This is a genomic window from Lentzea sp. NPDC042327, from assembly GCF_040647275.1.
GTDB lineage: Bacteria > Actinomycetota > Actinomycetes > Mycobacteriales > Pseudonocardiaceae > Lentzea.
In genome coordinates this window covers 150,407-163,015 of record NZ_JBEZBX010000016.1, presented here as the reverse complement: position 1 = coordinate 163,015, position 12,609 = coordinate 150,407, and the positions used below count along the sequence as shown (strand labels likewise).

General features: G+C 71.6%; 15 protein-coding genes. 8 read left to right on the top strand and 7 right to left on the bottom strand.

Annotation, left to right across the window (positions count from 1 at the left end):
• Window positions 1–50 precede the first annotated feature (50 nt).
• Window positions 51–1,340, top strand: a complete 1,290-nt coding sequence (locus AB0A63_RS33125; RefSeq protein ID WP_360398197.1) for a nicotinate phosphoribosyltransferase — start codon at window positions 51–53, stop codon at window positions 1,338–1,340.
• Entirely contained in the window at window positions 1,337–1,876 is a 540-nt protein-coding gene (locus tag AB0A63_RS33120) for an isochorismatase family protein (RefSeq protein WP_360398195.1), read from the top strand. The genes AB0A63_RS33125 and AB0A63_RS33120 overlap by 4 nt, the downstream gene beginning before the upstream one ends.
• Window positions 1,877–1,889: 13 nt before the next feature.
• Here the strand turns inward: AB0A63_RS33120 and AB0A63_RS33115 are convergent, their stop codons facing one another.
• From AB0A63_RS33115 to AB0A63_RS33100, 4 genes are all read right to left on the bottom strand, one after another.
• Window positions 1,890–2,549 carry a hypothetical protein gene (locus tag AB0A63_RS33115; protein ID WP_360398193.1) on the bottom strand — a complete coding sequence of 220 codons (660 nt, stop codon included), beginning with the start codon at window positions 2,547–2,549 and terminating at the stop codon, window positions 1,890–1,892.
• Window positions 2,550–2,685: 136 nt separating this feature from the next.
• Window positions 2,686–3,858, bottom strand: coding sequence for a UDP-N-acetylglucosamine 2-epimerase (non-hydrolyzing) (gene wecB, locus AB0A63_RS33110; RefSeq protein WP_360398191.1), 1,173 nt, complete (start codon window positions 3,856–3,858; stop codon window positions 2,686–2,688).
• 69 nt (window positions 3,859–3,927) lie between these two features.
• On the bottom strand, window positions 3,928–4,125 hold the full coding sequence (locus AB0A63_RS33105; protein WP_360398189.1) for an LPXTG cell wall anchor domain-containing protein: 198 nt from the start codon (window positions 4,123–4,125) through the stop codon (window positions 3,928–3,930).
• 11 nt (window positions 4,126–4,136) lie between these two features.
• Window positions 4,137–4,901 (bottom strand): choice-of-anchor P family protein, encoded by a 765-nt coding sequence (locus AB0A63_RS33100; RefSeq protein ID WP_360398187.1) that lies wholly within the window; start codon window positions 4,899–4,901, stop codon window positions 4,137–4,139.
• A gap of 293 nt (window positions 4,902–5,194) precedes the next feature.
• On the opposite strand from AB0A63_RS33100, the gene xrtP reads away from it, so the two are divergent.
• From xrtP to AB0A63_RS33070, 6 genes are all read left to right on the top strand, one after another.
• Entirely contained in the window at window positions 5,195–5,713 is a 519-nt protein-coding gene (gene xrtP / locus AB0A63_RS33095; RefSeq protein ID WP_360398185.1) for an exosortase P, read from the top strand.
• A 44-nt stretch (window positions 5,714–5,757) separates the two neighbouring features.
• Window positions 5,758–7,080, top strand: coding sequence for a glycosyltransferase (locus AB0A63_RS33090; protein WP_360398266.1), 1,323 nt, complete (start codon window positions 5,758–5,760; stop codon window positions 7,078–7,080).
• Between the two features lie 92 nt (window positions 7,081–7,172).
• Window positions 7,173–7,748, top strand: coding sequence for a biotin transporter BioY (locus AB0A63_RS33085; protein WP_360398183.1), 576 nt, complete (start codon window positions 7,173–7,175; stop codon window positions 7,746–7,748).
• A 10-nt stretch (window positions 7,749–7,758) separates the two neighbouring features.
• A complete protein-coding gene (locus AB0A63_RS33080; RefSeq protein WP_360398181.1) occupies window positions 7,759–8,427 on the top strand; it encodes a hypothetical protein in 669 nt (222 codons plus the stop codon).
• Window positions 8,428–8,453: 26 nt separating this feature from the next.
• Complete coding sequence (locus tag AB0A63_RS33075; RefSeq protein ID WP_360398179.1) at window positions 8,454–9,278, top strand: TIGR04222 domain-containing membrane protein; 825 nt, start codon at window positions 8,454–8,456, stop codon at window positions 9,276–9,278.
• 100 nt (window positions 9,279–9,378) lie between these two features.
• The gene (locus tag AB0A63_RS33070) at window positions 9,379–11,388 is read left to right on the top strand and encodes an ATP-dependent DNA helicase (protein WP_360398177.1); all 2,010 of its coding nucleotides are present in this window, start codon (window positions 9,379–9,381) and stop codon (window positions 11,386–11,388) included.
• Here AB0A63_RS33070 and AB0A63_RS33065 read toward each other — a convergent pair.
• Genes AB0A63_RS33065 through AB0A63_RS33055 form a run of 3 tightly spaced genes read right to left on the bottom strand, consistent with a single transcriptional unit; the run spans window position 11,345 to window position 12,603 of the window.
• Entirely contained in the window at window positions 11,345–11,953 is a 609-nt protein-coding gene (locus tag AB0A63_RS33065; RefSeq protein WP_360398175.1) for a hypothetical protein, read from the bottom strand. The genes AB0A63_RS33070 and AB0A63_RS33065 overlap by 44 nt on opposite strands.
• Before the next feature lie 48 nt (window positions 11,954–12,001).
• Window positions 12,002–12,301 (bottom strand): hypothetical protein, encoded by a 300-nt coding sequence (locus AB0A63_RS33060; protein WP_360398173.1) that lies wholly within the window; start codon window positions 12,299–12,301, stop codon window positions 12,002–12,004.
• Window positions 12,298–12,603, bottom strand: a complete 306-nt coding sequence (locus AB0A63_RS33055) for a PadR family transcriptional regulator (protein ID WP_360398171.1) — start codon at window positions 12,601–12,603, stop codon at window positions 12,298–12,300. The genes AB0A63_RS33060 and AB0A63_RS33055 overlap by 4 nt, the downstream gene beginning before the upstream one ends.
• Window positions 12,604–12,609: the final 6 nt, after the last annotated feature.

Sequence of the window (12,609 nt, the reverse complement as noted above, 5' to 3'; positions counted from 1 at the left end):
CGCGGAGACGGCATGCGGCTAAACCGGATGCGACCTTAGGGTGGGTGACCATGAACTCCACGGCCTTGCTGACCGACCACTACGAGCTGACGATGCTCGCGGCCGCGCTGCGTGACGGCACCGGTGACCGTCCGTGCGTGTTCGAGGTGTTCGCGCGCAGGCTCCCGGACGGCCGCCGCTACGGCGTGGTCGCGGGGGTGAACCGGCTGCTCGACGCCATCGAGGACTTCCGCTTCGGCGAGGAGGAGATCGACCAGCTGCGCCGCAACGCCGTGGTCGACGACGCCACGCTGGAGTGGCTCGCGAACTACCGGTTCTCCGGTGAGGTCGACGGCTACCCGGAGGGCGAGCTCTACTTCCCCGGCTCCCCGGTGCTGACCGTGCGCGCCTCGTTCGCCGAGGGCGTGGTGCTGGAGACGCTGGCGCTGTCGATCCTCAACCACGACAGCGCGATCGCCTCGGCCGCCGCCCGCATGGTCACCGCCGCGAACGGCCGGCACATGATCGAGATGGGCTCCCGCCGCACGCACGAGGAAGCCGCCGTGGCGTGTGCCCGCGCGGCCTACCTGGCGGGCTTCCACGCGACCTCCAACCTGGAGGCGGGCCGCAGGCACGGCATCCCGACGGCCGGCACGTGCGCGCACGCGTTCACGCTGCTGCACGACACCGAGGAAGAGGCGTTCCGCAGCCAGGTCGAGGCGCTGGGCGTCGGCACGACGCTGCTGGTCGACACCTACGACATCACCGAGGGCATCAAGACGGCCGTGGCCGTCGCGGGCCCCGAGCTGGGCGCGATCCGGATCGACTCCGGTGACCTCGGCGTGATGGCCAGGCAGGCGCGCGACCAGCTCGACGCGCTGGGCGCGAAGAACACCCGGATCGTCGTGTCCAGCGACCTCGACGAGTACGCCATCGCCGCCCTGCGCGCGGAGCCCGTGGACGCCTACGGCGTGGGCACCTCGGTCGTGACCGGGTCCGGCGCGCCGACCGCGGGCATGGTCTACAAGCTCGTCGAGGTCGACGGGCGGCACGTGGAGAAGCGCAGCACGTCGAAGCAGTCGCGCGGCGGCTGGAAGAAGGCGCTGCGCCGGCACAAGGACACCGGCACGGCGCTGGAGGAGGTCGTGTTCCAGGCCACCGCGGAACCCGAGCTGGGCCCGCACGACCGGCTCGTGCAGGTCCCGCTGATGCGGGCGGGCAAGCTCGCCGACGGCGTCCCCGGGCTGGAGCAGAACCGCGAACGCCTGCGGGCCGCGCTGGTCAGCGTGCCGTGGGAGGGCCTGAAGCTCTCGCGCGGCGAGCCCGCGATCCCGACGGTCTACCTGGAGGAGTCGAAGTGACCAAGGCACTGATCGTCGTCGACGTGCAGAACGACTTCTGCGAGGGCGGGTCCCTCGCGGTCGCCGGTGGCGCGGCCGTGGCGGAGGCCATCTCGCGGCACATCGCGGCCTCGTCCTACGACCACGTCGTGGCGACCCGCGACTACCACGTGGACCCCGGTGAGCACTTCAGCGAGACGCCGGACTTCGTCGACAGCTGGCCGGTGCACTGCGTGGCCGGCACGGCCGGTGCGTCGTTCCACCCCGAGCTCGACGTCGCCGGGATCGAGCAGGTGTTCTCGAAGGGCCGGTTCGCCGCGGCGTACTCCGGGTTCGAGGCGGAGAACGACCTCGCGGGCTGGCTCACCGCCAAGGGCGTGACCGAGGTGGACGTCGTGGGCATCGCGACGGACCACTGCGTGCGGGCCACGGCGCTCGACGCGCACCGCAACGGGTTCCGCACGACGGTGCTGGCCGGGCTGACCGCGGCCGTGGCGCAGAACACCCGCGACGCCGCTCTGGACGAGCTGCGCGCCGCGGGTGTCGTGGTGTCCTGAGCTGCCCCGACCGCTACGGGGTGGGCGAGCAGGCCGCCGTGCCGAGGGTGATGCTGCCCGTGTAGCCGGACGACGGCTCGAACGTGATCCGCAGCAGGGTCGTGCTGAGGCTGCCGTCGTTCGGCTCCGGGAACGCGGTGTCGGTGAACTTCGCCTTGGCCAGCACGGTTCCGGTGCTGGACTTGACGTCGTGGACGTACCCGGCGGGGATCTGCGCGGGCAGCCCCGGCCAGCCGGACAGGCCCTTGAGCCCCCAGGCCGCCTGCGTGCCCTCCGCGTCGGCGGAGCAGGTGATCGTCCACTCGGCGATCTTGAGCCGCGGGCCCTTCTGCGCCATCAGCGCCGACAGCTCGAAGGCGGTGCCCTTGGCCGTCGACGTCGTCGTGGTGGTGAACTCCGCCTCGTTGACCACGGTGGTCGTGCAGGTGGAGGACGTCGCACCGATCTTGAGCCCGGTCCCGCTCACCGCGGGGCTCGCCCCGGTGACCGTGCCCGCCTGCTCCGGGTTCACGTCGCACACGGCGAGCGGGCCGACCACGACCGTCTGGCCGCCCTGCTGCGCGAAGTCCGCGGACCCGGACGACGCGCGGCCGGGCGGGTTCGCCGCCAGCGCGGGCGCGGCCGTGGCGAAGGTCAACGCGACCACGACACCGGCGATCACACTCTTGCGCACTTCGGTCCCCTAGGGCTCGGTCATGTTCGGTTCCTGACCCCGATCCTCTCCGCGTCGCGCGGCTGAGCCGACGGTTCGCCCCGTACATCACCCGTTCGTGGAAGCCGGACCAACCGACCTGGTGACGCACGAGCTGCTAATACACGCCCGCGAGGGTGGCGAACGGCTCCCGGCGCGGCAGTGCGGTCGGCAGGCCGGCCAGCCGCTCGATCGCCGCGCAGACCCGGACGGCGGCACGCCCGTCGCCGAAGGGGTTGCGCCCCGGGGGGAGCCGCAACCGGGAGCCGAGCACCCAGCCCGCCTCGGCGAGGATGCGGGTGGTGTCGGTGCCGACGAGCCAGGCGCACCCGGCGTCGACGGCCAGCACGCGTTCGGTCGTCTCGCGCAGCACCAGCACGGGCACGCCGAACGACGGCGCCTCCTCCTGGAGTCCGCCGGAGTCGGTGAGCACCAGTGCGGCGCGCTTGAGCACCCGCACCAGGTCCGGGTAGTCGAGCGGGCCGGTGATGACGACCCGCTCGTGCCCGCCGAGCAGGGAGACGACCTGTTCGCGCACACCGGGGTTCGGGTGCGCGGGGACCAGCACGTGCAGGTCGGGGTGGCGGTCGGCGAGGGACCGCACGGCGTTGAGCACGCGCATCAACGGCCGGCCCCACGACTCGCGCCGGTGCACGGTGAGCAGCAGCAGCCGGCCGCCGGTGGCGTCCAGGCCGCGTTCCAGCGCGGCGAGGTCGGCGCTGCGGGCAGGGAGGTCGAGGGCGGCGACCCGCTGCACGGCGTCCACGACCGTGTTGCCGGTGACCACGACGTGGCTGTCCGGCAAGGACTCCGCGTGGAGGGCGTTGGCCGCGTCGTCGGTCGGCGCCAGGTGCAGCGAGGTGACGCGGGAGATCATCTGCCGGTTCCCCTCCTCGGGGAACGGGCCGTACAGGTCGCCGGTGCGCAGACCGGCCTCCAGGTGCGCCACGGGGATGCCGCGCCAGTACGAGGCGAGTGCCGCGGCGAGGGCGGTGGTCGTGTCGCCCTGCACCAGCGTGACCGCCGGGTCGCGGCCGGCCAGCACGGCGTCGAACTCGGGCAGCAGCCGGGAGACCAGCTCGGCCTGGGTGCCGCTGGTCCTGGGCACGTCCAGGCGCAGGTCGGGGACGAGGTCGAACGCGCTGAGGGCCTGCTCGACCATGCCGGAGTGCTGTCCGCTGTGGACGATCGTGGGGCGGAGGCCGGGGTGCCCCCTCAACGCGATCGCGACGGGGGCGATCTTCACGGCTTCCGGGCGGGTGCCCGCGACCAGCAGAACTTCCTTGCTCACACCGTTGTCCTCTCGGGGGAGGCGGGCCGGTCCGCCCGGGTGCGGGGGCATCCCCGGGCGGACCGGTGATCAGCCCGCTCGATTCGGTCTGGTTGTGGCCGGGACGGGGACCGCGCGCCGCTTCCTGCGCGCCGAGCGCAGGAGGAACGCGCCCGCGACGAGCAGCACGACTCCCGCGGCGATCCACCACGTCACGTCCGCGCCGGTGACCGCGAGGGCACCGACACCCGTGCCGACGCCCACGCCGGTTCCGGGGACCTTGTACATCGGCCGCTCTCCTAGACCGCGGTGAGCGACGCGCGCCTGCGCAGCGCCACGAACGCGACCGGGACGGCGACGACACCGAGCAGGCCGAGGCCGATCCACAGGCCGGCGCCCGACGCCATCGGGATGGGCAGGCCGGCGGGGCCGCAGGTGGCGGACGAGATGACCACGTCACCGGTGCCGATCGAGCCGAGCACGCCCTGCAGCAGCCTGATGTGGATCGCGTTGACCGTGAGGCTGCCGTCGGCGTTCTTCAGCTGCTCGTTGAAGACCACCTCGGCGACCTTGACCCCGGCGAGCGCGACGTCGAGCACGGTGTTCGGCGCCGGGTCGGCGTTGACCTGGCCGAGCTCGCCCAGGTCGACGCCCGTGAGCTTCGCCTTGCCGGCCAGGCCCTTCTGGGTGGCCGCGCACTCCGCCTCCACCAGCTCGGCGGAGACCTTGCCGGTGACCCCGGACAGCAGGTCGACCCGGACGTCCGCGGTGCTCGCCCGCGAGGACACGCCGCCGGACCTCTCGTCGCGCGACGCGGAAGCGTTGATCACACCGGTCTTGAGGATGCCGGTGAGGTCGACGCCCAGGAACGTGTTCTGCGTCGGCCCGTTCGCGGTGGCGGCGGCGAACGGCTCGGCGTTGACCGCCGGGCTGCCGAGCAGGGTCACGGTGAGCTTCGCGCCGTGGGCCGAGGCGTCCCCCGGAGCGGCCGAAGCGGGTGCGGCACCGGCCAGAAGTGCTGCGATGGCAGCAACTCCGGCCAGTCCCGTCAGTCGGAAACGCATGAAACTCCCTCCGTCATTCCTCCGGCCCCAGGGCGCGTTCGAACCAAGCTGGTTCACGCTTTCCGGGGGCAGTTACCGGCATCGGCGTTATTCCGGGGGAACTGAGGGTTACTCCCCGTATCGGGCGACATGATCACTCGACTCGCCCAGTCGGTGCCACGGATCGTGGGACTTTTGATCAATTTCCGGTCACGGCATCACTCGATCCGGGGATGAGGGCTGACATTCCGTCAACCGATGGAAGGTCAAGTAGCCCGTCTGGGCGCTCCCTCATCGGTGGAAAGGATTCTCGGGTGACGCTTGCCCTGCGCCGCGCCGCATTCCCGAGCCGGGTGACGGTGGTCGTCCTGCTCGCACTCGCCGCCGGACTCGTGTTCGCGCACCGCCTCTACCGCACGGTGGAGATCTCGCTGTCCGGTGCGGTGCTGAGCGCCATCAGCTCCTACGGCGTGGAGGTCGTCGCCGACCGCCAGACCGTCTACTTCGGACTGGGCTCGGACACGCCGCTGGGCCTGCGCATGACGCCCGAGTGCACGTCGGCGTTCCTGGTGCTGCCGCTGGTGGTCGTGGGCGCGGTGATGATCGCGCTGCGGCCGCGGGTCCAGTCGCGCGTGCTGGTCGCGCTGGGCGTGGCCGCGCTGGCGGTCGTGGTGGTCAACCAGTTCCGGGTGCTCACGCTGGTGGGGCTGGTGGACTGGCTGGGCGTGGACACCGGCTACTACTGGGGGCACACGCTGCTGGGGTCGATGGTGAGCGTGTTCGGTGGCGCGGCGGCACTCGTCGCATTCGTGTGGCTGGCGACGCGGAAGTGAGTCTCGACCTCGTCCTCGGGTTCACGCAGGCGCTCGCCCTGACCATGAGCGTCGCCTTCGTGACGTACGTGTTCGTGATCGTGGTGCCGTACCTGCGGCGCAAGCCCGCGCCCGTCGGTGAGCCGTCGTCGTTGGAGTGGCACTTCTTCGTGCCGTGCCGTGACGAAGAGGCCGTCATCGGTGACACGATCCGCTATCTGCGCGGGACGTTCCCCATCGCGCACGTGTGGGTCATCGACGACGACTCCGACGACCGCACCGCGGGAGTCGTGCGCGCGTTGAAGCGCAACGGTGGCGTTCGCGACCCGAACATCCATCTCGTGCAACGCCAACGCCCGTACGCGCGCACCGGCAAGGGCAACGCGTTGAACGACGCCTACCGCACGGTGAAGCTGTGGATGGGCCGGCGCGCGGACACCGAGAGCGCGATCATCGTCGTGGTCGACGCGGACGGCCGGCCGGCGCCGAACTTCCTGGAGGTGTGCGCGGCCCAGCACCTCTTCGGCAACCCGCGGATCGGCGCGGTGCAGGTGGACGTGCGGATGATCAACGCGGGCCAGCGCCAGCCGGGGGTGTCGCGGTGGCGGCGCGCGTTCGGTGCCGGGCTGGTGCGCATGCAGGACCTGGAGTTCCGCACGGCCATCGCGGCGATCCAGCTGTCGCGCGGCGCGACCGGCACGATCTCCATGGGCGGCAACGGACAGGCCACGCGACTGTCCGCTTTGGACTCGATCGCCGGACCGGCGGGCAGCCCGTGGCGCGGGTCGCTGCTGGAGGACTTCGAGCTCGGCGTGCACCTGCTGACCGAGGGCTGGCACACCGGGTTCACGCTCGACACGCACGTGAACCAGGAGGCGCTGTACTCGTTGCGGCGGTTCCTCGCCCAGCGCACCCGGTGGGGTCAGGGGACGATGCAGTGCACGCGCTACCTGCGGCGCATCTGGGACTCCGACCACCTGACCACGCTGGGCGCTGCCGAGATGACGTACTACCTCGCCCAGCCGTGGATGCAGCTGCTCGGCACGCTGATCTACCCCATCCCGATAGCCCTCATGGCCTACCGGTTCGCCGTGTCGCCGTCGGAGGTCGTGTTCTGGTTCTTCGACGGCGCGTGGATCCTGTTCACCGTGTACGGCGCGTTCGGGCTGTTGCCGTTCGTGCTGTGGGGACCGGTGTACCGCGCGCGTTGCGAGCCCGTGGGTTTTTGGAGGTCCATCGGGTACGGGTTCGGTTACGCGTTGTACATCTACACCTTCTACATCACGTCGTGGCGCGCGGTGGTCAGGCTGGCCCGCGGCCACAACGGATGGGCCAAGACCAGGCGCAACACCGAACGCGTGGGCGGCAAGGTCGCACTCGATGTGTGACCGGTCACTTTGTGCAGATCAGACAAAGACGTTCTCGAGTTCCCCTGGTTAATCTCAGGCCCTCTTGCCATTCCGCCTGGGAGGGAACGCTCGTGGCCGCTCTCGCACTCGCGCCCCGTCGCACCGTGCTCGCCGACTTCGTCCCGGGCGCACTCGCCCGCGACCTCACCCTCGTGGTGGCCGGTGCCGCCCTCACCGGTCTCGCCGCGCAGGTGGCGCTGCCGATCCCGGGCAGCCCGGTGCCGCTGACCGGTCAGACGTTCGCCGCGCTGCTGGTCGGTGCCGCGCTGGGCTGGCAGCGCGGCGCGATCTCGATGCTGCTGTACCTGATCGCCGGTGTCGCCGGTGTGCCGTGGTTCCAGGGCGGTTCGTCCGGCGTCCCGGTGTCGCTGGGCTACGTGGTGGGCTTCGTGTTCGCCGGTGCCCTGGTCGGCGCGCTCGCCGCCCGCGGTGGTGACCGCACGCCGGTGCGCACGGCCGGCACGATGGTGCTGGGCAACCTCGCGATCTACGCGGTCGGCGTGCCGTGGCTGATGGCGATGACCGGCATGGGCTTCGTGAAGGCGCTGTCGGTGGGCGTGCTGCCGTTCCTGCTCGGCGACCTGCTGAAGGTCGCACTGGCCGCCGGTCTGCTGCCGGGCGCCTGGGCCCTCGTCCGCCGCCGGTAGCGTGGACCGGGTGGTGACGCCCGGGGAGTACCTGGACCTGCTGGATGCGCGCCTGCCCGGTCTTGTGGCAGGCGCGCATCTTCACGGCTCGCGCGTGCTGGACGACGTGGTGTTCGACTCCGATCTGGACGTCGTCGTCGAGCTCGCCGCTGCTGCTGATGTGCCCGCCGTGGACGGTGTGGACGTTTCCGTGGTGATGGCGGGCGACCTCTCTCGTCCCGTTTCTTCGGTGACGCCTCTTTTCGGCGAAGTCACGCCCGTGCTGTGGCAACAGTTGCGGACCGTCGGTCAGACCGTGCGCGGCACACGGCCCGCATGCCCGGTCACTGCTGCTGAGGTGGCGGCGTACTGCCGTGCGAACCTCGTGTCGTACTGGAAGCCTCAGCTCGACGCCGGTCGTGCCGCGCTGAGGACCGTCGACCAGCGCATCCCGGTGTTCCGCGAGGCCGTGCTGTGGGTCGGTCTGGGTCCCGCGCGCCTGTGGCACACCATCCGCACGGGTGAGATCGTCAGCAAGTCCCGCGCCGGCGTCCTGGCCGCCGAGCAGTGGCCCGACCTCGGCCCGTTGCTCCTGGACCTGGTCGAGGCTCGCCGGGACGCCGCCGTCGTGCTGACGCCGGACCACCTCGCGGCGGCACTCGGCCTGGGTGACCGCGTCCTCGCCGACGTGACCGCCTGACCTCGTTCGGTGACCGGCGTAACACCGTGCCCCGGCCCGTCGAGAACTCCGTGACGTCCCCTGCTCACGGAGATCCCCCAGTGCAGACCACCCCCGAGGAACTCGCCTGCCTCGCCGGCGGCCCCCGCCGCGCCGCCGAGGTCGCCGTCGCCCGCCTCGCCGACGCGGGCCAGCTGCGCCTGTCCCGTGAAGGCTTCGCCACGGCCACCTCCCGCCACGGCGCCGCCACCCCGCTGGAGGCCCGCGTCCTCGGCGAGCTCCGCCGCTCCGGCCGCTACCTGCCGGACCTGCTGTCCGCGGTGGCCGAGAGCCAGGAGGCCGCAGGCCTGCGCGCCCACCTGGTGGACCGCGGTCTGCTGCGCGCCCGCCGTTCCCTGCGCCCGCGCCTGTACCCGTGGCTGTTCCTGCTGGGCTTCGCCCTGATCGGTGCGGGCGTCGTGTCGTTCGTGGCACCGGACGTGCTGTCGTTCGTGCCGGTGACCGTGCCGGGCTGGGCGTACTTCCCCGCGGCGGTGGCCCTGATCGCGCTGGCCGCCGTGCTCGGTGCCCGTGACCCCGGCCGCCTGCGCACACGGGCGGCGATGCGGATCGTGCGCCGCGCCGAGGCCCGGGTGTCGTCCGCGCGCAGCACCGAACGCCACACCCCGCACTACCGCCTGCGCGCGGTCGCCGTGGCCGGTCTGGGCGGGCAGGCGGCGTTGTTCGGGCTCACCCCGGCCGTGGTGGGTGCGCGGACCAAGTCGTCGGACGGCGGCAGCAGCTGCGGCGGCGGTTGCTCGTCGAGCAGTTGCAGCAGCAGCGACGGCGGCAGCAGCTGCGGCGGCGGTTGCGGCGGCGGAGGCGGCGACTGACCCAGTCGGTAGTGGAAAAGTGCCTGTTGATGTTGAGTTGGCGGTACTCGCAGATGCGGGTGGAGCAGGAGTGTCGGGGGTGGCGGGTACGGTCTTCCCCGTGCCTGAAGTTCCCCCCACCCTGAGCCTGCTGGAAACCGCCGTCCACGCCGTCGGCGGCGCCGAGCGCCCCGGTCAGGTGGAGATGGCCGAGGCCGTCGACCGCTCCATCCGCACCGGTGAGCACCTGGCCGTGCAGGCGGGAACCGGCACCGGCAAGTCGCTCGCCTACCTGGTGCCGAGCATCCGGCACGCGGTCGCCGAGAGCGAGACCGTGGTGGTGTCGACGGCCACGATCGCGTTGCAGCGGCAGCTGGTGGACCGGGACCTGCCGCGGCTCGCGAAGGCGTTGAAGAAGGAGCTGGGGCGCGAGCCCACGTACGCCATCCTCAAGGGGCGGCGGAACTACCTGTGCATGCACCGGGTGCACAACGGCGCGCCGGAGGAGCCGGAGGACGCGCTGTTCGACCCGTTCGCCGTGTCGAAGCTCGGGCGTGAGGTGAAGCGGCTGCACGAGTGGTCGTCGGACACCGAGACGGGCGACCGGGACGAGCTGGTGCCCGGTGTCAGCGAGCACGCGTGGCGGCAGGTGAGCGTCACGGCCAGGGAGTGCCTCGGGGTGTCGAAGTGCCCGATCGGGTCCGACTGCTTCGCCGAACGGGCACGGGCGCAGGCCGGCAAGGCCGATGTCGTGGTCACGAACCACGCGATGCTCGCCATCGACGCCCTCGAGGGCTACCAGGTGCTGCCGGAGCACGACGTGGTGGTGATCGACGAGGCGCACGACCTGGTCGACCGGGTCACGTCGGTGGCCACGGAGGAGCTCACCGGGGCGTCGATCTCGATCGCGGCACGGCGCTGCGGGCGGCTGATCGACCAGGACGTCGCCGACCGGCTGGCGGAGGCGAGCGACGGGCTCGCGATGATCCTGGAGGACCTGCCCGCCGGCCGGCTGGACGAGCTGCCGCGGGCCTTGGCCGGTGCGCTGGCGGCGACCAGGGACGCGGCGCACATGTGCATGTCGTCGCTCGGGCCGGAGCGCAAGGAGGACGTGGACGGCGCCACGGACCGCAAGCTCGCGATGTCGTTGCTGGAGGAGGTCCACGACTGCGCGGTGCGCATCCTCGACGCGTTCGGCGAGGAGCGCGACGTGGTGTGGGTGTCGGGCGACTTCAACCAGAAGACGCCGGCGTTGCGCGTCGCCCCGCTCGGGGTCGGCGGGCTGTTGCGGGAGCGGTTGTTCGGCAAGCGCACCACGGTTCTCACGTCGGCGACGCTCACGCTGGGCGGCGCGTTCGACGCGATGGCGCGGCAGTGGGGGCTGCCGCCGTCGGAGCAGGTCCGCAAGATCGAGGGCGCGGCCACCGACAAGGAGGTCAGGGACGTCGACGGTCCGAAGTGGAGCGGTCTCGACGTCGGCTCGCCGTTCGAGCACCGGTCGAGCGGCATCCTCTACGTGGCACGGCACCTGCCGCAGCCGGGGCGGGACGGGCTGCCGAAGGAGTACCTCGACGAGATCGAGGGGCTGGTGAACGCCGCCGGCGGTCGCGCGCTGGGGCTGTTCTCCTCGACGCGGGCGGCCAAGGCGGCTGCGGAGGCGTTGCGGGACAAGATCGAGTACCCGATCCTCTGCCAGGGCGACGACGCGACCGGCCTGCTGGTGAAGAAGTTCGCCGAGGACGAGCGCACGTGCCTGTTCGGCACGCTGTCGCTGTGGCAGGGCGTGGACGTGCCGGGGCCGAGCCTGCAGCTGGTGATCATGGACCGCATCCCGTTCCCGCGCCCGGACGACCCGCTGGCCTCCGCACGCCAGAAAGCCGTCAACTCCCGGGGAGGCAACGGCTTCCTGACGGTCGCGGCGACGCACGCGGCCCTGCTGCTCGCCCAGGGCGCCGGCCGCCTGCTGCGGTCGATGTCGGACAAGGGCGTGGTCGCGATCCTCGACCCGCGCCTCGCCACCGCCCGTTACGGCGGCTTCCTGCGCGCCTCGCTGCCTCCGTTCTGGACGACCTACGACCCGGACGTGGTCAGGGCCGCTCTCCAGCGCCTGGACGCGGCGCAGACCCGGTGACGCGCTCGACCAGCTCGTCGCGGTAGGCCTCCGCCGCCGTCCGTTCCGGATCGTCGGCGGCGGCCCGCTTCAGCGCACCCTCCAGGATCTTCAACGCCTGGCGCTCATCTCCGCGCGCGTCCCCCTGGCGTGCGGCGTTCTCCATCGCCCTGGCCAGCGCGGTCCGCGCCTCGGGTGCCGTGCCGGGCGTGCTGATCCGGATCCAGTTGCCGCCGGGGTCGACGACGGCGAACCCGGTGTACCGGTCGTTGCGCAGCCGGGGCCGGGTCATCCGCGGGATGCCGGAGATGAGCAGTTTTCCGTGCACGGCACGCATTCCCGCCGCGAACGCTTCGAACAACTCGTTGATGTCCGGCACGATGACCACGCACGTGCTGTACGACTGCTCCGGGTCGTAGCCGTCCATGCCGAAGAAGTGCAGGTTGATGTCTTCGCGCCGCAACGCCACATAGGGGTTCGGCTTCGTCTGCCGGTACGTGATCTCGAACCCGAGCATCTCGTAGAACGGCGCGATCTCGTCGATGGAGGGACAGGGCAGAAGTGGAATCGTCAGTTCGTTCGCCACTGCCCGAAGCTAAGCCCGGTCCCGCCGGAACGACACCGAGCTATTTGCTCATGCGAACAGCATGACCACGCCGGCCAGCACGAACAACGCCGACACCACCGCGATCGCCAGCACACGGCCACGCGGCGTCTGCGCGTGCCGCAACGCCATCCCCAACGGTCCGATCCCAGCCACAACAGCTCCCTTCGACGGCATGACGACAACAGCGAGCAAAGCCCCGAACGCCACGCGCACCGGCGACATGCCGAGTTCGCGCGCACCGGCAACGTCCGCTTCCCATTGCTCGCGATAGCGCTCATCGCCCACAACGGCAGCCGCAAGGCGCACCAACAACAACGCGACTCTCATTGCGCCGTCCTCGGCACGAAACGCGGTTCCGGAGCACGCGCCGCGACCACGCGACGAGCCTCCGCCGCACCATCGGGCGTCAGCACGTACATCCGCCGCCGCGGCCCCTTGCGCGTGTCGTCGTCCTCCCACGACGACGTCACCCAGCCGGCCCGCTCCAACCGGTCCAGCAACGGGTACACGCTGCCCGACGGCCGCCCGGTCAGCTTGATGATCTCCAGGCCCCAGCGGGGTCCGGAGGCGCCGAGCAGCACCTCCAGCACGTCCACCGTGGCCTTGCCGATGCGGCGCAGTGGCTCCACGCCAGT